Source organism: Bradyrhizobium sp. CCGE-LA001 (assembly GCF_000296215.2).
Classification (GTDB): domain Bacteria; phylum Pseudomonadota; class Alphaproteobacteria; order Rhizobiales; family Xanthobacteraceae; genus Bradyrhizobium.
The window spans coordinates 4318787-4338334 of the sequence record NZ_CP013949.1; the positions used below are offsets into that span (position 1 = coordinate 4318787).

Below are 19548 nucleotides of genomic sequence, written 5' to 3' on the forward strand. Positions count from 1 at the left end.
TCTTCTAGCTTCCGCGGAGATGAACGATGGTGGGTTACGCCTTACGGCTAACCCACCCTACGGCACGCCCCGAAACAGCAAACACGCATCGCCATACGAATAGAACCGGTAGCCATTCGCGATCGCATGCGCGTAGGCCTGCGTCATGGTCTCGAGCCCCGAGAACGCCGAGACCAGCATGAACAGCGTCGACTTCGGTAGATGGAAATTCGTCATCAGGATATCGACGGCGCGGAAGCGATAGCCGGGGGTGATGAAGATCGAGGTCTCCGCCGCGAACGGCTGGATCGTGCCATCCTCGCTCGCAGCACTTTCCAGCAGCCGCAGTGACGTGGTGCCGACCGCGATGATACGGCCGCCGCTCTTTCGCGCCGTGTTGAGCCGCTCCGCTGTCTTCGCCGAGATGGTGCCCCACTCCGCATGCATCTTGTGGCCGTCGGTGTCGTCCACCTTCACCGGCAGGAAGGTCCCTGCCCCGACATGCAGCGTGACGCGGTTGACGCCGACGTCGCGCTCCTGGAGCGCACGCTCCAGTGCGGGCGTGAAATGCAGGCCGGCCGTGGGCGCGGCGACAGCGCCTTCGTTGGCCGCGAACATGGTCTGGTAATCGGCGAGATCCTGGTCGTCTGGCGTGCGCTTGGAGGCGATGTAGGGCGGCAGCGGCGGGCTGCCGAGATCGGCGATGGCCTGATCGAGCGTGGGGCCATGGAACGAGAACGACAGCGTCACCTCGCCTTCGCTGCCCTTGGCTTCGACCTCGGCGTCGAGATGGCCGAGCAGGCAGACCTTGCCCTCGTTGCCGAAGCGGATGCGGTCGCCGGCGGTGAGCTTCTTCGCCGGCTTCACCAGCGCCTGCCAGCGCGAACCGTCGAGGCGCTTGATCAGCGTCGCCTCGATCTTCGGCTCGGTCTCGCGGCCGATGCGGCGGCCCTTCAATTGCGCCGCGATCACCTTGGTGTCGTTGACGACGAGCTGGTCGCCCGGCCTCAGCCATTGCGGCAGGTCGGAAATGACCTGGTCGCGCAACGCGCCGTTCTCGACCACAAGCATTTTCGCCGAGTCGCGCGGGCTCGCCGGGCGCAACGCGATGCGCTCGGGCGGCAGATCGAAGTCGAAGAGGTCGGTGCGCATGCCCAGAACTTGTCATCGCCCGCGCAGGCGGGCGATCCAGTACTCACGATCGTAGTCGTCGCCGCCGCCGGTGATTACTGGATGCCCCGCCTGCGCGGGGCATGACACCGGCAATATTGCTTATTCCTTGTCCGCCGCCATTCGCGCCTTGACGATCTTGTCGGGGTTCTGCACCGGCTCGCCGCGCTTGATCTTGTCGACGTTCTCCATGCCCTCAGTGACCTTGCCCCACACCGTGTACTGGTTGTCGAGGAAGCGGGCGTCGTCGAAGCAGATGAAGAACTGGCTGTCGCCGGAATCCGGATTGGCGGCGCGGGCCATCGAGGCGGTGCCGCGCACATGCGGCTCCTTGTTGAACTCGGCCTTCAGCTTCTTGCCGGAGCCGCCGGTGCCGGTGCCCTGCGGGCAGCCGGTCTGCGCCATGAAGCCGTCGATCACGCGATGGAAGACGATGCCGTCGTAAAAGCCCTCGCGGACCAGCTCCTTGATGCGGGCGACATGACCGGGCGCGAGGTCAGGCCGCATCTCGATCGTGACGGGGCCTTGCGTGGTCTCGAGGATCAGGGTGTTTTCGGTGACGCTCATGCTCGTCTCTCTTGCGTTGGGGGTGAAGTCTTTTCGGGTGACGTTTTGCGGTTGCGGAACTGGATCGCGAATGGACGTCCCGCGGCGGCGCCGGCCATTGCATCGGTAAATGGCACCGGCGTGCAGCGTTGCAACGCCTCAATCACCGCGATCCGGTATTGCAGCCGGTCATTGTCGGAGGCCTCCGCGGATTCATAGGTAATCCTCGGATGGCCCAGAATGTTTCCGGCCCGGTTAAAGCTCACGACGACGGTGATGTCGAGTGGGCGGGCCATGGCCGGGGGCGGCGGTCTCCAGCAGGTGCGCAGATGGCGGAAGATGTCCTGGATGGTGTTGACCTGCGCGCCCTGGGCGGCCGCGCCGGGGACGCCGAGCAGCAACATCGCGGCAACCAGGAGAAGCCTGCCGCCGCGACGCACCATTGGCCCGCTCCTATTTGACGTCGGATGCGACCTGCACTTTCACCATCTTGTCGGGGTCGGTGACCGACCCGCCGGCCGAGCCGGGCGACGCCTTCTTCAGCTTGTCGACGACGTCCATGCCCTGAACGACCTCACCGATCACCGTGTACTGGCCATCGAGGCTGCCGCCGTCGGCGAACATGATGAAGAATTGCGAATTGGCGCTGTCGACGCTGTCGCCGCGCCGGGCCATGCCGACGATGCCGCGGGCAAAATGCACCTTGGAGAATTCCTGCTTCAGGTTCGGATATTTCGAGCCGCCGGTGCCGTTGCCGTTCTGGCCGTCGCCGGTCTGGGCCATGAAGCCGTCCATGACGCGGTGAAACGGCACGTTGTTGTAGAAGCCCTCGCGCGCGAGCTGCTTGATGCGTTCGGCGTGCTGGGGCGCGATGTCGGTCCTGAGCTTGATGACGATGCGGCCCTTGGTGCTGTCGATGACGATGGCGTTGGCCTTGTCGAGATTCGCCGGCAATTGCTGCGCCACCGCGGGCGCCGCGAACAGAAGCGCGGCAAGAACTGCGAGAATTCGGATCATGACAACTCCGGATCAGATGAGGAAGAAGCGCGCCCTTATCAGGCGAATTTGGCCTTGAGCTGTGCCGCGACTTGCGGCGGAACGAAGGCCGAGACGTCTCCGCCCATGCCGGCGATCTGGCGCACCAAAGTGGCGGTGATCGGGCGGACCATGGGAGAGGCTGGCAGGAAGACCGTGTGGACCTCTGGCGCCATGGCCTCGTTCATGCCGGCGAGCTGCATCTCGTAATCAAGGTCGGTGCCGTCGCGCAGGCCCCGGATCATGATGGTCGCGCCGTGCTTGCGCGCCGCGGTGACCGACAGATCGTCGAACGTCACGGCTTCGAGCGTGCAGCCGGCCTGCGCCGCTACCGGCCCGCAGACGTCATGGAGCATCTTCAGCCGCTCCTCGGTCGAGAACAGCGGCTTCTTGCCGGGGTGGACCCCGATCGCGACGACCAGCCTGTCGCACAGCGACACGCTGTGCCGGACCACGTCCAGATGGCCGTTGGTGATGGGGTCGAAGGAACCGGGGTAGAAGGCAATGCGCGGCATGCCCCCTCCTACCGCGCCCGGCCCGGCCCGGCAAGCCAGGCGGGTTCCCTGCCTGCTTTTCCGCAAGAGCATGTCGGAATCGCCCGAATTGTTTCGTCCTCAGGGCAGCCACGAAACAAAACGGACCGCGAACGAAACCATTTCCCGCATCGGCGAAGACATCCGGAAACTGGCCATGGTTACTAATCCAGCCAACGAAGGACGGGCCGCACACTGGGCGTAGGCGGCCGCATCACAGGGGACTGTCAATGATCAAGGCTCTTTCAGCGATCGCTCTGTCTGCGTGTGTTGCCGCGGCCCTCACCCTCCTGCCCGGCTTTGCCCCGAAGGTCGAAGCCAGCGTGCCGCAGCCGCTGGCCAAGAGCGACCGCCTCGACATCCGCAGCATCGGCAAGGATTGCTCGCAGCAGGCCTGGCCGAACTTCGAAGCCTCCTGCCTGCGCCGCGCCGGCACCAAGGCCAATGTCCGTGAGGCTCGCCTCGTGACCGCCGACCGCACCCCGTAGTCGAACCTGTCGGCTTCACGTCAGCGAGCCTGATCCGGACCTCATACAATCCGATGGAAATTTGCTAGCGAATGGCGAATAGGCGTAGCGAATAGACACTGTTCTATTCGCTACTCACCATTCGCACCATTCCCACTCTCCGCCTCGTCCGTGATGTGCTCGACCGACACCACGTGCTCATCCTCAGCGGTGTCGAACACGATCACGCCTTGCGTCGAGCGACCGGCGATGCGGATGCCTTCGACCGGGCAGCGGATCAACTGGCCCTTGTCGGTGACCAGCATGATCTGATCGGCATCTTCCACGGGGAAAGAAGCAACCAGGTTGCCGTTGCGGTTGTTGACGCTCATGGCGACGATGCCTTTGCCGCCGCGGCCGGTGGTGCGGTACTCGTAGGACGAGGTCCGCTTGCCGTAGCCGTTGACCGAGACGGTCAGAACGACCTGCTCCTGCGCCGACATCTCGACGTAGCGCTCCTGCGGGAGCTGGAAGCTGCCGGAGGTCTCCTCGGTCTCGCCGTCCGCGGCGCTCTCCTCGGTCGCAGCTTCGCCCGCCACCGCACGGCGCATCTTCAGATAGGCCGAGCGTTCGTCCGAGGTGGTCTCGACATGGCGCAGGATCGCCAGCGAAATCACCTTGTCACCCTCGCCGAGCGCGATGCCGCGCACGCCCATCGAAGTGCGCCCGGTGAACACGCGGACGTCGGGGACCGGGAAACGGATGCACTGGCCGCCGGCAGCGGTCAGCAGCACGTCGTCGCGCTCGGTGCAGATCTGCACGTCGACGATCGACTCGCCGTCGTCGAGCTTCATCGCGATGATGCCGGAGCGGCGGACGTCGACGAAGTCGGACAGCTTGTTGCGCCGGACGTTGCCGCCTGTGGTGGCGAACATCACGTCGAGTTCGCCCCAGGTCGATTCATCCTCCGGCAGCGGCATGATCGTGGTGATGCGCTCGCCCTGCTCCAGCGGCAGGATGTTGATCAGCGCCTTGCCGCGCGCATTCGGCGCGGCCATCGGCAGACGCCAGACCTTTTCCTTGTAGACCTGGCCGCGCGAGGAGAAGAACAGCACCGGCGTGTGCGTGGAGGCCACGAACAGCCGGCTGACGAAATCCTCGTCGCGGGTCTGCATGCCGGCGCGGCCCTTGCCGCCGCGGCGCTGCGCCCGGTAGGCCGACAGCGGCACGCGCTTGACGTAGCCGGCATGGGAGACGGTGACGACCATGTCCTCGCGCTGGATCAGGTCCTCGTCCTCGACCTCGCCTTCCTGCTCCATGATCACGGTGCGGCGCGGGGTGGCGAACTCGGCCTTCACCTCGGCAAGCTCGGTCTTGATGATGTCGAGGATGCGGGCACGCGAGCGCAGGATCTCGAGATACTCGCCGATCTCGCCGGCGAGCTTCGACAGCTCGCCGCCAATCTCGTCACGGCCGAGCGCGGTGAGGCGTGCAAGGCGCAGCTCGAGGATCGCCCTGGCCTGGTCCAGCGACAGGCGGATCGTGCCGTCCTCGTTGATGCGGTGGCGCGGATCGTCGATCAGCGTGATGATATCCTCGACGTCGCGCGCCGGCCAGTCGCGCGTCATCAGGGTGTCGCGCGCCGCGGCCGGTGTCGGCGAGGTGCGGATCACCTTGATGATCTCGTCGATATTGGCGACCGCAATGGCGAGACCGACCTGCTCATGCGCGCGCTCGCGCGCCTTGCGCAGCTTGTACTTGGTCCGGCGCGTGACGACCTGCTCGCGGAAGCCGACGAAGATCGTCAGCATGTCCTTCAGGTTCATCGTCTGCGGCCGCCCGCTGTCGAGCGCGACCGCGTTGACGCCGAAGCTCGTCTGCAGCGGTGTGAACTTGTAGAGCTGGTTCAGCACAACGTCGGGCACGGCGTCACGCTTGAGCTCGACGACGACGCGGTAGCCGTCGCGGTCGGATTCGTCGCGCAGATCGGAGATGCCTTCGATCTTCTTTTCCTTGTAGAGCTCGGCGATGCGCTCGACCATCGTGGCCTTGTTCACCTGATACGGGATCTCGGTGATGACGATCGCTTCGCGCTCCTTGCGGATCGTCTCGAACGTGACCTTGCCGCGCATCACGATGGAGCCGCGGCCGAGGTGATAGGCGCTGCGGATGCCCTGGCGTCCGAGGATGATGCCGCCGGTCGGGAAATCCGGACCCGGGATGATGTTGATGAGCTCGTCGATGGTCAGGGACGGGTTGTCGATCAGCGCGACACAGGCGTCGATCACCTCGCCGAGATTGTGCGGCGGGATGTTGGTCGCCATACCGACGGCGATGCCGCCGGCGCCGTTGACCAGCAGGTTCGGGAACCGCGCCGGCAGGACCACCGGCTCCTTCTCCGAACCGTCGTAATTGTCCTGGAAGTCGACGGTGTCGCTGTCGATGTCCTCGAGCAGCTTCAGCGCGATCTTGGTCAGGCGGGATTCGGTGTAGCGCATGGCCGCCGCCGGATCGCCGTCGACCGAGCCGAAATTGCCCTGCCCGTCTACCAGCAGCGCGCGCATCGAGAAGTCCTGCGCCATGCGCACCAGCGCGTCGTAGATCGCCTGGTCGCCATGCGGGTGGTACTTACCCATGACGTCACCGACGATACCGGCGGACTTCTTGTGCTTCTTGTCGGGCGTGAAGCCCTGCTCGTTCATCGAGAACAGGATGCGCCGATGCACCGGCTTCAGGCCGTCGCGGGCATCGGGCAGCGCACGCGACACGATCACGCTCATGGCGTAATCGAGGTAGGACTTCTTCATCTCGTCGAGGATGGAGACGGGGCGAATGTCCGAGGGTTGCGCCGGCTGGTCGCCGGGCTTGTTGTCGTCGTCAGCCAAGGGGAAATCCGGTGAGGTTTTATCTGGGAATCATATAGCGCATCACACCCCCGATAACCACCCTTGGCGGGTCTCTGGACGCGCTTTTTCCGTTCGTTTTTTCATGCACTTACCGGACTTGGCGGCAGCCTGTTCCCAGGCCGCTTTGGTGCGCGGGGGGCCCTTGAACGGGGAGATGAATTTCGCCCCTGCTCAAGGCCCGAAAACCACGGCGTGCATGATCCGGCCGGGTATGAATGTGAACAGCCCGGCAATGACGAGTGCGCCGAAAAAGATCGAAGTCATCGTGATCTTGTGACGACGAACATTGTGAGCTCTCGCAGCCGTCACACCCGATACCAGCATCACCAATGCGAAGATCGAGAGCAGATGGATCGGGCTCCACGGACCAACCAGACGGATCTCGTGGATCCAGAACGAGCTGAGCGCCACGACAAGCATCAGCACCACCCAGACCCAGCCCAGAACCCGATGCGGCAGCGTGCCCTTGGGGGCGGCGAGCTGGATGATCCCGAGGACGAACGCACCCATCGCGGCGAAGGCATGCAGCGGGATCGCCGGAGCAGCATCAAGCAACGGCGCAAGACTCATGCAGCAGCTTCCCGCCATCCAGCGTCAGACGGGAACGTGGTCGATTCCATCGACCAACGAACGGTATTTATGTAGCAAGAACCTTGGGAAGCCTTCTTGAGAAGCATCAACCGATCGTTCCCACGAACGCCTGATCGATCATCGACGAGAGCGGTAAAGTGACCAACATCCTTTTCGTCTGCAGCGCCAATCGCCTCCGCAGCCCTACAGCCGAACAGGTGTTCTCGACGTGGCAGGGCATCGAGACCGACTCGGCCGGCATTTCGAACGGCGCGGACGTCTTGCTGTCCGCCGAACAGATCGAGTGGGCCGATCTCATCTTCGTCATGGAGAAGACCTACCGAAACAAGTTGAACCGGAAATTCCGCGCCAGCTTGAGCAAAAAAGCGGGTGATCTGCCTCGACATTCCAGACGACTTTGAATTCATGGATCCTGTCTTGGTGCAGATCCTTGAAAACAGAGTTGGCCGCTATCTGCGCCGGGACTAGCCGGCTCTCCCCAGCCTCAGAACGGGATATCGTCGTCCATGTCGCTGTTGCGGCCGCCACCGCCGGCGGCAACGGGACGGCGCGGCGCGCTACTGACCGGACCGGAGGAGCCGAAATCGCCGCCCTGCTCGTCGCCGAAGCTGCCGCCTCCGCCGCCGCCGCGGCCGTCCAGCATCGTCAGCGTCGAGTTGAAGCCCTGGAGCACGACCTCGGTCGAATACTTCTCGACGCCGCTCTGGTCGGTGTACTTGCGGGTCTGGAGCGCGCCCTCGATGTAAACCTTCGCGCCCTTCTTCAGATACTGTTCGACGATCTTGCAAAGCGGCTCAGAGAAGATCACGACGCGATGCCACTCGGTCTTCTCCTTGCGCTCGCCGCTATTCTTGTCGCGCCAGGTCTCCGAGGTCGCGATGCTCAAATTCGCGATCGGCCGCCCGTCCTGGGTGCGGCGGATTTCCGGATCCTTGCCGAGATTTCCAACCAGAATGACCTTGTTGACGCTTCCCGCCATCGCCGTTCTCCACTCCGAAGCCACTGAATTCTCAAAGGCCAGCCCGCCCCGTGGCGGCCTGCAACCTGTGTTGAGGCGAGCCTATACGCTCGCCGCCCGCTTGCGGGCGCCGATCAGCCCGTCACGCCTCAGGTTATCCCCACATATAGCATCGACCTTCCGTTCGTTCCAGATTTGTTCTCTCAAAGAGAGGGCCGATACGGACCGGTGTGCCGAGCAAGAGAGCGTCGCGCCGGATGGAACTTTTTCCGGTTCCCGTGAACAGCAAAAACCATTTAACATTCATTGAGTTACATCCGATCAAACGGGGCGTGACTGTGGCATTTCGGAGACGGACTCTGCCTAGTTCTTGGGCTACGGTTGCCTTGGACTTGGATTCATATGGGCGTCGCGCCTGATCAACCGCTTCGGGGACGTTTCAAGAAGCGGACGAAACTGGGGAGACTGCAATGAATAAGATCCTGTTTAGTGCAATCGGTGCAGTGGCGTTGGGCCTGTCGGCCCCCGTAAGCGCGGCGGACATGGCCGCGCGTCCTTACACGAAGGCTCCGGCGCCGATGGTCGCCGCCATCTACGATTGGAGCGGTTTCTACATCGGCATCAACGGCGGCGGCGGCACCAGCCACAAGTGCTGGGACTTCGTGACACCGGTGACGGGCGTTCTGGTTGGCGAAGGCTGCCATAACGCTGTCGGTGGCACGGTCGGTGGCCAGGTCGGCTATCGCTGGCAATCGACGAACTGGGTGTTCGGCCTCGAAGGCCAGGGCAACTGGGCCGACTTCTCCGGCGACAATATCAGCGGGCTAACGGGCCTGCGTGATCGCTCCAAGATCAACGCCTTCGGACTGATCACCGGCCAGGTCGGCTACGCCTGGAACAACGTCCTGCTGTATGTGAAGGGCGGCGGCGCCGTCGTCGGTGATCGCTACCGGAGCTACGATGTCGTCACCGGCCTCGAATTCGACCGGGCCAGCGAGACTCGTTGGGGCGCCACCGTGGGCGCAGGCGTCGAGTTCGGATTTGCGCCGAACTGGTCGCTCGGCGTTGAGTACAATCACATCTTCCTCGGCGACCGCACCCTCAACTTCACTGGGTCCGGCAATTTCCTGATCGCTCCGCTTGGTGTCGTCACTCGCTCCGAGCGCATCAGCCAGGACGTCGACATCGCCCTCATCCGCGTGAACTATCGCTGGGGAGGCCCGCTCGTCGCGAGGTACTAGTACCCTTGATACTATTCGGAAATCAAAGGCCGGCCTCGCGCCGGCCTTTTTGCTGGGCCGGCCCGTCCGGGCACAATGAGCCAGCATTGTGACGTTTTGTGACTCTTGTGGCTTTTGAGTGACACAACTTGCGGCTTCAATGGTGTAAGCACGGCGTTAGTTGGGCCATCGAGTCCGCTGCCCTTCCGACCGCGGAAGGCAACAACAGAAACTGGGACTGGGATTAAGTTGAAAATGAAAAAGGTTTTGTTGGCTTCGGCCTGTTTGTTCGCTCTCGCCGCTCCCGCGTCAGCCGCTGACCTGGCAGCCCGCCCCTACACCAAGGCTCCGATCGCTCCGGCCGCTGTCTACAACTGGACCGGCTTCTACCTCGGTATCGTCGGTGGCGGCGCTTGGGAAAGCGGCTCTGGCGACCCGCGCATGAAGGGTGGCTTCGTCGGCGGCACCGCCGGCTACAATTGGCAGACCGGCAACGTCGTGTTCGGCGTCGAGGCTGACGGTTCCTGGGCTGACGTCAGTGCCTCGGTCACCACTCCCTTCCTCATCGGCGGCGCGCTCGTTCCCGTGACCACGAGCTCTCGCATCGATGCGCTCGGCACCGTGCGCGGCCGTCTCGGCTGGGCCGTCAACAACGTGCTGTTCTACGGCACCGGCGGTTACGCCTGGATCGACAACAAGATCAGCGTCAGCACACTTGGCGTGACCGTCTCGGACAGCAAGTGGCATTCGGGCTGGACCGTTGGCGCCGGCGTCGAGGCCTTCTTCGCTCCGCAGTGGTCGATCAAGGGCGAGTATCTCTATCGCAGCCTCGGCGGCGAGACCTACTTCTCGGGTCTGGGCGCTCCGGTGAACACCGGCACCCTCAACCTCCACACCGTCCAGGTCGGCGTGAACTATCACTTCGGCGGCCCGGTCGTCGCCAAGTACTGAGCTGAAGTACTGAGCTGAAGTACTGATCAGACGATTGACTTCACATCGTCACGAAAGGCCGGCCTCGCGCCGGCCTTTTTGTTTGTTGGCGTGCCGGCCTAACGCACAAGACTGCCAAATCAGGACGCGCTTTCCCTTTATGTTGTGACTTCTCGGGCACACAACCTCCGGCTTAATTGAGGTACGATCTGTCGGATCTTAGCGTCCGAATCCTTCCCTCCGCACGGAAGGCAACGCAGAAAATGGGGATTGAGTTGATATGAGACAGCTTCTTTTCGCTTCGACCAGCCTACTTGTACTGAGCTCATTCGCTCCGGCCATGGCCGCCGATCTCGCGGCGCGCCCCTACACCAAGGCTCCGGTTGCTCCGGTGGCCATTTACAACTGGAGCGGTTTTTACATTGGCGCCAATGCCGGCGGTGCCTCGAGCCGCAATTGCTGGGATCTTACCGGTGTCGGCCTCATCGCCGTCGTCCCGGCCGTGGCCGAAGGTTGTCACAATGCGACCGGCGCAATCGTCGGTGGTCAGATCGGTTATCGCTGGCAGTCCGCCAACTGGGTGTTCGGCCTCGAAGCTCAGGGCGACTGGGCTGACCTGAAGGGTTCGAACACGAGCTCCCCGGCCGCGCTCTCCCCGTTGGTGAACAACACCAAGATCGATGCCATTGGCCTCTTTACCGGCCAGGTCGGCTATGCCTGGAACAACGTGCTCTGGTACGTGAAGGGCGGCGCTGCCGTCACTCACAGCAAGTACAGCGGCACTTTTGCAGGCGTCACCCTCGACAACGCGAACGAAACGCGTTGGGGCGGCTCCGTCGGAACCGGCATCGAATTCGGCTTCGCCCCGAACTGGTCGGTCGGCGTCGAATACAACCACCTGTTCATGGGCAGGCACAACGAGACCTTTACCTTCCTCGGCGTGACCACCCGCACCGACAGCATCAAGCAGGACGTGGACATGGCCACGGTTCGCCTCAACTACACCTTCGGCGGTCCGGTGGTTGCGAGGTACTGATCCTCGCCGCCGACGTCACATCGTCACGAAAGGCCGGCCTTGCGCCGGCCTTTTTGTTTTCGCAGCCCAGTTCCGCAGCTCCTGCTGCCAGATGCCGCCAGCGCGCCAACATTCCGTTGACGATTCGCAAACGCCACTGGAAATCTGCTCCCGTTCTTCCTACGTTCGCTGACATACCCATCGGCGCCGATCCCGGTTCCGGGCGAAGCGCGCCTTCACCATTGGCGCGATCGCGCGTCTTTGGGATTCCCAAGGGACCACCGGGATGGACGAAGTGATCAAGGCGAAGCGCCAACAACAGAACGCGGGCTCGAGCCTGCGCGCAATTACGATCCGCGGTGCGCGCGAGCACAACCTCAAGAACATCGACGTCGAGATTCCCCGCGACAAGCTGGTGGTGTTCACCGGCCTCTCCGGCTCCGGCAAATCCTCGCTCGCCTTCGACACCATCTACGCCGAAGGCCAGCGCCGCTACGTCGAATCGCTGTCGGCCTATGCCCGCCAGTTCCTGGAGATGATGCAGAAGCCCGACGTCGACCAGATCGACGGCCTGTCGCCAGCGATCTCGATCGAGCAGAAGACGACGTCGAAGAATCCGCGCTCCACCGTCGGCACCGTCACCGAGATCTACGACTACATGCGCCTGCTCTGGGCGCGCGTCGGCGTGCCCTATTCGCCGGCCACGGGCCTGCCGATCGAGAGCCAGACCGTCTCGCAGATGGTCGACCGCGTGCTGGCGCTGCCCGAGGGCACCCGCCTCTATCTGCTCGCCCCGGTCGTGCGCGGCCGCAAGGGCGAGTACCGTAAGGAGCTCGCCGAATGGCTCAAGAAGGGCTTTCAGCGCGTCAAGATCGACGGCACCTTCCATGAGCTCGCGGAAGCACCGACGCTCGACAAGAAATTCCCGCACGACATCGACGTCGTGGTCGACCGCATCGTGGTGCGGGCCGACATCGGCCAGCGCCTCGCCGAGAGCTTCGAGACCGCGCTGAAGCTCGCCGAGGGCCTCGCTGTCGTCGAGTTCGCCGATGCGCCGGCGGCCGCGCCCGCGGAAGAGAAAAAGAAGACCGCGAAGATCCACGACAAGAGCGGCCCCGAGCGCATCCTGTTCTCGGAAAAGTTCGCCTGCCCGGTCTCCGGCTTCACCATCCCCGAGATCGAGCCGCGCCTGTTCTCGTTCAACAATCCCTACGGCGCGTGCCCCGCCTGCGGCGGTCTCGGCGTCGAGCAGCATGTCGACGAGGACCTCGTCATCCCCGACAAGGAGTTGTCGCTGCGCAAGGGCGCGATCGCGCCCTGGGCCAAATCCTCCTCGCCTTATTACGAGCAGACGCTGACGGCGCTCGGCAAGCACTACAAGTTCACGCTCGACACCAAGTGGAAGGATCTCGCCAAGAAGACCAAGGATGCGCTCCTCTACGGCTCCGGCGAGGACGAGATCAAATTCTCCTACCAGGACGGCGTGCGCTCCTACGACACCAAGAAGCCGTTCGAGGGCGTCATCACCAACATCAACCGCCGCTATCGCGAGACCGAGAGCGAATGGGCGCGCGAGGAGCTGGCGAAGTATTTCCACGACGTGCCCTGCGAGGGCTGCAAGGGCTTCCGTCTCAAGCCCGAGGCGCTCTGCGTCAAGATCGGCGGCAAGCATATCGGCGAAATCTCGGAGCTGTCGGTCAAGAAGGCCGGCGAATGGTTCGAGACCGTGCCCGATGCGCTCAACACACAGCAGAACGAGATCGCCGGCCGCATCCTGAAGGAGATCCGCGAGCGCCTCACCTTCCTGCTCGACGTCGGTCTCAATTATCTCACCCTGTCCCGCTCCTCCGGCACGCTGTCCGGCGGCGAGAGCCAGCGCATTCGTCTGGCCTCGCAGATCGGCTCGGGCCTGACGGGCGTGCTCTACGTGCTCGACGAGCCCTCGATCGGCCTGCACCAGCGCGACAACGCCCGCCTGCTCGATACGCTGAAGCGGCTTCGCGACCTCGGCAACACCGTGGTCGTGGTCGAGCATGACGAGGACGCGATCCGCCTCGCGGACTACGTGCTCGACATCGGCCCCGGCGCCGGCATGCATGGCGGCAACATCGTCGCCGAAGGCACGCCCGCCGAGATCATGCGCAACCCGAAATCGCTGACGGGCAAGTACCTGACCGGCGAGCTCGAGGTCGAGGTGCCCGAGCGGCGTCCGCCGAACCATCGCCGCACCATCAAGGTGGTCAACGCGCGTGGCAATAACCTCAAGAACGTCACGGCGGAGATTCCGCTCGGCCTGTTCACCTGCGTCACCGGCGTCTCCGGCGGCGGCAAGTCGACGCTCCTGATCGACACGCTCTACCGCGCCATCGCCCGCAAGCTGAACAATGCCAGCGAGGGCGCAGCCCCGCACGACCGCATCGAAGGCCTCGAGCACATCGACAAGATCATCGACATCGACCAGTCGCCGATCGGCCGCACCCCGCGCTCCAACCCCGCGACCTACACCGGCGCCTTCACGCCGATCCGCGAATGGTTCGCCGGGCTGCCGGAGGCGAAAGCCCGCGGCTACGAGCCCGGCCGGTTCTCCTTCAACGTCAAGGGCGGCCGCTGCGAGGCCTGCCAGGGCGACGGCGTCATCAAGATCGAGATGCACTTCCTGCCCGACGTCTACGTCACCTGCGACGTCTGCAAGGGCAAGCGCTACAACCGCGAGACGCTCGAGGTGCTGTTCAAGGGCAAGAGCATCGCCGATGTGCTCGACATGACCGTGGAAGAGGCCGCCGAGTTCTTCAAGGCTGTGCCGCGCGTGCGCGAGACCTTCAATACCCTGCACCGCGTCGGCCTCGACTACATCCATGTCGGCCAGCAGGCCACGACGCTGTCGGGCGGCGAAGCCCAGCGCGTCAAGCTGGCTAAGGAGCTGTCCAAGCGCGCCACCGGCCGCACGCTCTACATCCTGGACGAGCCGACCACCGGCCTGCACTTCCACGACGTCAAGAAGCTGCTGGAGGTGCTGCACGAGCTGGTCGCACAGGGCAACACGGTCGTCGTCATCGAGCACAATCTCGAAGTCATCAAGACCGCGGACTGGGTCATCGACCTCGGCCCCGAAGGCGGCGACGGCGGCGGCGAGATCGTCGCCTGGGGCCCGCCGGAGGACATCGCGAAAGCGCCGCGGAGCTATACGGGGAAGTTTTTGGCACCCGTGTTGGAGAAGGCGCGGAAGCCCAAGCGGAGACGAACGGCGAGCGAGGCGGCGGAGTAATTCACACGGCTGGAATGCGCCGACGCACTTGTTTGAGGGAGAATGAGCTTTGCCTGCCGGACTTGTGCAGACCTATCGCGCGTTCGCCCATAACAATGCCTGGGCGAACCATCGGCTGCTCACGGCTTGCGCCGCTCTGTCTCAGCCCGACTTCGAGGCCAAGCGGACTGGCTTCTTTCCAAGCCTGCAGCGCACGCTGAACCACATCCATGTCGTTGACCTTTTCTACGTCGATGCGTTGGAGGGCGGCTGGTTGGGCCCGACCGCCTGGAAGAACCAGGTGCCGTACCCTTCCCTTGCCGAACTCAAGTCCGCGCAAGCCTCGGTCGACAAGCGCTTGATTGCGGCCTGCGATGCACTGACGCCCCAGAGTCTCGACGGCGTGGTGCGGATCAATCGCGACACGGCCGTGCAGACCGAGCGGCACGACCGGCTGCTCATGCATCTGTTCCAACATCAGATTCATCATCGCGGGCAGGCGCACGCCATGCTGTCCGAAACGAGCGTCGCACCGCCTCAGCTCGACGAGTTCTTCGCGGAGGGAGAGGCACCGCTCCGAGCCGCCGAATTCGCCGATCTGGGCTGGACCGAGGACACCGTTTGGAAATCCTAGCTCAATAGCCGGCGACGATGCTGTCGGCGACCTCCGGCATCAAGTTGACTTGGAGTGGCCTCCATGCCGAGCCTAACCTATGCGCTCTTTCGCAGGGCCATCCTCGGCGAGCAGCAGGTGACCTGCGTTTACGAGGGCAGGTACCGCGAGCTTTGCTCGCACATCATCGGCACCAACAAGCGCGGCGAGGAGGCTGTTTTGGCTTGGCAAATTTGCCGGCGAGAGCAGTGGGCAACTGCCGCAATGGCGATGCCTAAAGCTGGCAATGTCAGCGGAGCCCGGGCGCGCGACAGCCATTGGCATGAGGGGCACTCGCACAAAACCAGCCAGACCTGCGTGACCGATATCGATCTCGATCATCAATGTCGATGTCCGCAAGTTGCGGTGAGGAACAGCTATTGCCGGAGCTACAGGAAGCGAGATCGGAAACGAACCTCATCGATGACGACGTAACGCCTGAAAAGCCCCTGACCGAACTGGTCGATGGCTTCCAGCAGCCGCGCCAGCACCAGCGAACCGTGCTCCGGATCAATACGCAGCAAGACGAGTCCAGGATGGTTTGGCCGCGTCGAAATACCAGTTCGCCGAAATCCATGTCAGCCGTGAGGAGAATCCGGCCTTCCCGGGCTGCGAGCGCGATGACCTCCACGTCGCTCAAGCTTGCCGCAAATTCGGCGACATAGAGCACGTCGTGACCGGCACCGCGCAGCTCTCGCACAAGCGAGGCGACGATACACTCTTCGGCGAGCCACAGCATACATCAGCGATAAATGATGTCTTCGTCGGCCAGATAGTCAGCCGCGAACGCCTGGGCCGCTCGAATATCGTCGGGCGTAAGCCGCGGGTGCTCCGAAAGGATGGTTTCGGTCGTCATCCCAGCGCCCAGTTCGCGCAACACCAGTTCGACCGGTACACGTGTCCCGCGTATCACGGGCTTGCCGTCCATGATCGCCGGGTTGATTTCGATCCGCTCCTGTCGCATGGCTGTCCTCGAACTCTACGAACCTTAGCACGCCGCATCTGCTTGTCAGCGAGCTCAAAACCTGCACATGCCCTACTCCCTCGCCATCTTCGATCTCGACGGCACCCTCGCCGATAGCTTTCCCTGGTTCCTGCGCACCATCAACGACGTCGCCGATCGATTCGATTTTCGCTGCGTCGCGCAGGAGGAGATCGAACAGCTCCGCCATGCATCGAGCCGCGAGATCCTTTCACGGCTCGAAGTGCCCTTGTGGAAGCTGCCGGCGATTGCGCGGCATGCGCGGCGGCTGAAGGCGGAGGCAGCAAGCGAGATTCCGCTGTTTGCGGGCGTCGAGGCGATGCTGCGGACGCTGGCTGAGAACGGCGTGCAGCTTGCGCTGGTGACCTCCGACAGCGAAGCCAATGCGCGCGAGAAGCTCGGAGAGGCCGCGGCGCTGTTTTCACATTTCGACTGCGCGGCGTCGCTGTTCGGCAAACCCGCCAAATTCCGCCGGGTCATCCGCCGGGCCGGCGTCACGCCTGACCGGGTGATTGCGATTGGCGACGAGGTCCGTGACATCGACGCGGCGCGGGCCGTTGGCATTGCCTGCGGTGCCGTGTGTTGGGGCTACGCTGCGCCCGCGGCGCTGCGAGCGCTCGGGCCTGACCACGTGTTTGAGCGGATGGACGAGATCATTCCAACGCTGTGCCCCAGTGCGTAGCCCGGATGAGCGGAGCGACATCCGGGCGCCGGTGGCTGAGGACAAAACTGTCCCGCATGTCGCTCCGCTCATGCGAGCTACGACCTGCGCTCGCTACGCGCTGCCGCGCGGCGGCTCGCGCTTCTCCATCGAGGTCGCGATCCGCTCGAGAAATCCGTTCATCCGCCTCGTCTCGGCGACCTGCTGCTCGTAGAGCTCGATCAAGGTCGCGCCGGACGATCCGCGCGCCTGCATGCCGTTCCGGCGCGAGAACCAGAGCCACGCTCCGATCAAGAGCAGGAACGGCAGCCACGCCACGCCGAGCTCGGCCCATTTATCCATCGCAAAACGTCTCCGCTTCCTGCGTTGCGCGCGATCCGGCGCCAAGATGTTGGAGATCATCTGTCGGCTCAGCCGGAGATCCGGTTCGACGCGGTGCTCCAATAGACATCATGGCGTCCGGCGCAGCACAGCTCATCGATCGGGCTGCGGCCCTATGATGCGGCAGTTCGCCGCTTCGTTCGCGCCGCCCCCTTTCCTTCCAACGAACTCGTGATGACGCTCCGCCACGAAATCGACCAACTTACAAAATTACACTAAGTGCAATTCAATATTACATCTGGTGCGATTTATGCAGCGTGCATGCAAGTTGGGCAGCGACGCGTCCGCCCCCGGGAAAATGACGCGACGCCGCCTCGGTGCAATGCTGCTCGCGGTTGCGGTTACAGCAGCAGTCACCGCGCATCCGGTGCAAGCGCAGTCCGCCCCGCCCGCTTACACCGACTTCGACTGGGTCGATCCCGCGCGTGCGCGGCCCGTTCCGGCGCGCTTGCACTGGCCAGCGGATGTTGCGCCAGGATCGCGCGTACCGCTGATCGTGTTCTCCCACGGCCTCGGTGGCTCGCGCAGGGGCTACAGCTATCTCGGCCGGTATTGGTCGGCCCATGGCGTTGCGAGCCTGCATGTTCAACATACTGGCAGCGATTCCTCGCTCTGGGCAGGCAATCCCCTCGGGGTCGTCGATCGTTTGCAACGAGCGGCTCATGAGAGCGAGGCGCTGGCGCGAGCGCTCGACTTGCACTTCGCCCTGGATCGCATGCTGTCCAGTCCCTATGGCGCCCGGATCGATCGTCGGCGCATCGTCGCGGCCGGGCATTCCTATGGCGCGAACACGGCTCTCGTTGCCGTGGGCGCCCGCGTCATGCGCGACGGAAGGTGGGTCGAGGCCCGCGACCCGCGTTTTACGGCCGCGATCGTCATCTCCGCGCCGCCGTTCTATGGCGAAACCGATCTCGCCTCGGTCCTCGGCAAGATCACCGTTCCGAACCTGCACGTGACGGCGACGAACGACGTCATTCAAATCCCCGGATATCACTCGCCTACCACCGACCGATTGGCAGTCTTCAACGCCATGGCCACGCCGCGCAAGCTGCTCGCCGTGTTCGAAGGCGGCTCGCACAGCATCTTCACGGATCGCTCGTTCACGGGCGGTCCGGCCCTGAACCCGAAGGTAAAGGCTGCGACGGCTGAGCTCACGCTGGCTTTCCTCGACTTGGCCTACGATGGCAATCGGGAGGCGCTGACGCGCTGGAATGCGGCCTGGCAGCCGATCCTGGCCTTGGCTCCCGACGCTGCGCCTCCGCAGATTTCGGCTCCTCCGTCCCCGCGCATGGCCAAGAGGGCGGCGGCCGGCCTCGTTCCCGCGCCATGAGCTGGGTTGCCTTAGCTGCCTCTTGGCGAGCTACTCGGTCTTCCGCAAGAACGCCCCGAACGCGCGCGGGCCGTCGCCGGTCTTGATCTCGCCGATCACCTTCAGATCAGTCGCGTCGATGACGCTCAACGTGTTGCTCTCCCAGCAGGCGACGATGACGCGCTTGCCATCGGCGGTCGCCGCGATCCCTTCGGGATAGTCGCCGACATTGATGCGCTTGATCGGCTTCAGGCTCGCCAGGTCGAACACGCTGACAGTGCCCCCGTATTGGTCGGTGACGAAGCCGCGGCCCAGCGTGAGCGCCACCGCATAGGGCCGCATCCCCGCCGGCACGCGGCCGATCTCGCGGCCTTCGGCGATGTCGATGATGGAGACATCGTCGGAGCCGACATTGGCGGTGTAGGCGCGCCTGCCCTCGGCATCGATGGTGACGCCGAACGGACGCGTGCCGACCTTGATGACCGCCTTGCGCTGCCGCGTGGCGGTGTCCACCACCGAGACGCTGTCGTCGTCGCGATCGGCCGAGAGCAGCAGCCTGCCATCCGGCGTCACCGCAAGGCCCGACGGCGAAGTCCCGACCGCGATACTGGCGGTGACGCTGCGGCTCGCCGCGTCGATCACCCGCACTGCGGCCGCATACCAGTCGGCGACATAGATCGTCCTGCCATCGGGCGTCACGGCAATGCCGAGCGGCCCGCCGCCGACCTCGATGCGTCCGGCGATCTGCCGCGTTGCCGCGTCGATCACCGTCACCGCCTTGGAGTCGGGGCTGGTCACATAGGCCAAGCGCCCGTCCGCACTGACGGCGACGCCCGCCGGCTTGCCGCCGATCGGGATGGTCGCAACCCCGCGCGCGGTGGCGAGGTCCACGACCATCAGGTCGTCGCTGAGCTGGTTGGTGACGAACGCCTCTTCCGCGGACGCTTGCGCGATGCTGGCGGCGAGCGCCGCCAGAACCAGGATACGCAC

21 protein-coding genes and 2 pseudogenes are annotated in these 19548 nt (G+C 64.1%); 9 read left to right on the forward strand and 14 right to left on the reverse strand.

The genetic code is table 11. The annotated features are described in order from the left end of the window. Nucleotides 1-57: 57 nt before the first annotated feature. The 5 genes from queA to coaD all read right to left on the reverse strand — a co-directional run bounded on the left by queA (nucleotide 58) and on the right by coaD (nucleotide 3245). Nucleotides 58-1131 (reverse strand): tRNA preQ1(34) S-adenosylmethionine ribosyltransferase-isomerase QueA, encoded by a 1074-nt coding sequence (gene queA / locus BCCGELA001_RS19950; RefSeq protein WP_060736124.1) that lies wholly within the window; start codon nucleotides 1129-1131, stop codon nucleotides 58-60. A 120-nt stretch (nucleotides 1132-1251) separates the two neighbouring features. Then, the gene (locus BCCGELA001_RS19955; protein ID WP_008563933.1) at nucleotides 1252-1716 is read right to left on the reverse strand and encodes a peptidylprolyl isomerase; all 465 of its coding nucleotides are present in this window, start codon (nucleotides 1714-1716) and stop codon (nucleotides 1252-1254) included. Further along, nucleotides 1713-2138 (reverse strand): hypothetical protein, encoded by a 426-nt coding sequence (locus tag BCCGELA001_RS19960; RefSeq protein ID WP_008563934.1) that lies wholly within the window; start codon nucleotides 2136-2138, stop codon nucleotides 1713-1715. Before BCCGELA001_RS19960 ends, BCCGELA001_RS19955 begins: the two co-directional genes overlap by 4 nt. A 10-nt stretch (nucleotides 2139-2148) precedes the next feature. After that, the gene (locus tag BCCGELA001_RS19965; protein WP_060736125.1) at nucleotides 2149-2712 is read right to left on the reverse strand and encodes a peptidylprolyl isomerase; all 564 of its coding nucleotides are present in this window, start codon (nucleotides 2710-2712) and stop codon (nucleotides 2149-2151) included. A gap of 38 nt (nucleotides 2713-2750) precedes the next feature. Next, nucleotides 2751-3245 carry a pantetheine-phosphate adenylyltransferase gene (gene coaD, locus BCCGELA001_RS19970; RefSeq protein WP_060736126.1) on the reverse strand — a complete coding sequence of 165 codons (495 nt, stop codon included), beginning with the start codon at nucleotides 3243-3245 and terminating at the stop codon, nucleotides 2751-2753. A 248-nt stretch (nucleotides 3246-3493) separates the two neighbouring features. Here coaD and BCCGELA001_RS19975 point away from each other — a divergent pair, with 248 nt between their 5' ends. Continuing rightward, the gene (locus BCCGELA001_RS19975) at nucleotides 3494-3751 is read left to right on the forward strand and encodes a hypothetical protein (RefSeq protein WP_060736127.1); all 258 of its coding nucleotides are present in this window, start codon (nucleotides 3494-3496) and stop codon (nucleotides 3749-3751) included. 110 nt (nucleotides 3752-3861) lie between these two features. Here BCCGELA001_RS19975 and gyrA read toward each other — a convergent pair whose 3' ends face one another. Next, the gene (gene gyrA / locus BCCGELA001_RS19980; protein ID WP_060736128.1) at nucleotides 3862-6594 is read right to left on the reverse strand and encodes a DNA gyrase subunit A; all 2733 of its coding nucleotides are present in this window, start codon (nucleotides 6592-6594) and stop codon (nucleotides 3862-3864) included. Nucleotides 6595-6786: 192 nt separating this feature from the next. Next, on the reverse strand, nucleotides 6787-7185 hold the full coding sequence (locus tag BCCGELA001_RS19985) for a DUF2306 domain-containing protein (RefSeq protein WP_060736129.1): 399 nt from the start codon (nucleotides 7183-7185) through the stop codon (nucleotides 6787-6789). Between the two features lie 158 nt (nucleotides 7186-7343). On the opposite strand from BCCGELA001_RS19985, the pseudogene BCCGELA001_RS19990 reads away from it, so the two are divergent. Then, nucleotides 7344-7674, forward strand: a pseudogene (locus BCCGELA001_RS19990) (low molecular weight protein tyrosine phosphatase family protein). 16 nt (nucleotides 7675-7690) lie between these two features. Here BCCGELA001_RS19990 and BCCGELA001_RS19995 read toward each other — a convergent pair. Beyond that, entirely contained in the window at nucleotides 7691-8185 is a 495-nt protein-coding gene (locus BCCGELA001_RS19995; protein ID WP_008563972.1) for a single-stranded DNA-binding protein, read from the reverse strand. A 449-nt stretch (nucleotides 8186-8634) separates the two neighbouring features. Here BCCGELA001_RS19995 and BCCGELA001_RS20000 point away from each other — a divergent pair, with 449 nt between their 5' ends. The 5 genes from BCCGELA001_RS20000 (at nucleotide 8635) to BCCGELA001_RS20020 (ending at nucleotide 15207) form a co-directional block, all read left to right on the forward strand. Then, on the forward strand, nucleotides 8635-9405 hold the full coding sequence (locus BCCGELA001_RS20000; RefSeq protein WP_060736130.1) for an outer membrane protein: 771 nt from the start codon (nucleotides 8635-8637) through the stop codon (nucleotides 9403-9405). Between the two features lie 234 nt (nucleotides 9406-9639). After that, the gene (locus BCCGELA001_RS20005) at nucleotides 9640-10335 is read left to right on the forward strand and encodes an outer membrane protein (RefSeq protein WP_060736131.1); all 696 of its coding nucleotides are present in this window, start codon (nucleotides 9640-9642) and stop codon (nucleotides 10333-10335) included. A 259-nt stretch (nucleotides 10336-10594) separates the two neighbouring features. Beyond that, the gene (locus BCCGELA001_RS20010; protein WP_060736132.1) at nucleotides 10595-11350 is read left to right on the forward strand and encodes an outer membrane protein; all 756 of its coding nucleotides are present in this window, start codon (nucleotides 10595-10597) and stop codon (nucleotides 11348-11350) included. Between the two features lie 265 nt (nucleotides 11351-11615). Continuing rightward, complete coding sequence (uvrA, locus tag BCCGELA001_RS20015) at nucleotides 11616-14594, forward strand: excinuclease ABC subunit UvrA (RefSeq protein WP_060736133.1); 2979 nt, start codon at nucleotides 11616-11618, stop codon at nucleotides 14592-14594. A gap of 49 nt (nucleotides 14595-14643) precedes the next feature. Beyond that, the gene (locus tag BCCGELA001_RS20020) at nucleotides 14644-15207 is read left to right on the forward strand and encodes a DinB family protein (protein ID WP_060736134.1); all 564 of its coding nucleotides are present in this window, start codon (nucleotides 14644-14646) and stop codon (nucleotides 15205-15207) included. Nucleotides 15208-15279: 72 nt separating this feature from the next. Here BCCGELA001_RS20020 and BCCGELA001_RS38875 read toward each other — a convergent pair whose 3' ends face one another. The 4 genes and pseudogenes from BCCGELA001_RS38875 to BCCGELA001_RS20030 form a co-directional block, all read right to left on the reverse strand. Beyond that, nucleotides 15280-15567: a hypothetical protein gene (locus BCCGELA001_RS38875; protein WP_236840921.1), complete on the reverse strand. Its 288-nt coding sequence runs from the start codon at nucleotides 15565-15567 to the stop codon at nucleotides 15280-15282. Between the two features lie 47 nt (nucleotides 15568-15614). After that, nucleotides 15615-15749: a hypothetical protein gene (locus BCCGELA001_RS39315; RefSeq protein ID WP_257721969.1), complete on the reverse strand. Its 135-nt coding sequence runs from the start codon at nucleotides 15747-15749 to the stop codon at nucleotides 15615-15617. A 74-nt stretch (nucleotides 15750-15823) separates the two neighbouring features. After that, a pseudogene (locus BCCGELA001_RS38880) lies at nucleotides 15824-15964 on the reverse strand (DUF5615 family PIN-like protein); the annotation flags it as partial. Nucleotides 15965-15967: 3 nt separating this feature from the next. Continuing rightward, nucleotides 15968-16189, reverse strand: coding sequence for a DUF433 domain-containing protein (locus BCCGELA001_RS20030; protein ID WP_008563987.1), 222 nt, complete (start codon nucleotides 16187-16189; stop codon nucleotides 15968-15970). A gap of 67 nt (nucleotides 16190-16256) precedes the next feature. Between BCCGELA001_RS20030 and BCCGELA001_RS20035 the strand changes: the two genes are divergently transcribed. Beyond that, a complete protein-coding gene (locus BCCGELA001_RS20035; RefSeq protein ID WP_008563989.1) occupies nucleotides 16257-16889 on the forward strand; it encodes an HAD family hydrolase in 633 nt (210 codons plus the stop codon). A 93-nt stretch (nucleotides 16890-16982) separates the two neighbouring features. Here BCCGELA001_RS20035 and BCCGELA001_RS20040 read toward each other — a convergent pair whose 3' ends face one another. Next, nucleotides 16983-17210 carry a hypothetical protein gene (locus BCCGELA001_RS20040; RefSeq protein ID WP_060737742.1) on the reverse strand — a complete coding sequence of 76 codons (228 nt, stop codon included), beginning with the start codon at nucleotides 17208-17210 and terminating at the stop codon, nucleotides 16983-16985. A gap of 337 nt (nucleotides 17211-17547) precedes the next feature. On the opposite strand from BCCGELA001_RS20040, the gene BCCGELA001_RS20045 reads away from it, so the two are divergent. Further along, on the forward strand, nucleotides 17548-18579 hold the full coding sequence (locus BCCGELA001_RS20045) for an alpha/beta hydrolase family protein (protein ID WP_083543369.1): 1032 nt from the start codon (nucleotides 17548-17550) through the stop codon (nucleotides 18577-18579). A gap of 30 nt (nucleotides 18580-18609) precedes the next feature. Here BCCGELA001_RS20045 and BCCGELA001_RS20050 read toward each other — a convergent pair whose 3' ends face one another. Further along, a complete protein-coding gene (locus BCCGELA001_RS20050) occupies nucleotides 18610-19548 on the reverse strand; it encodes a YVTN family beta-propeller repeat protein (RefSeq protein WP_008563994.1) in 939 nt (312 codons plus the stop codon).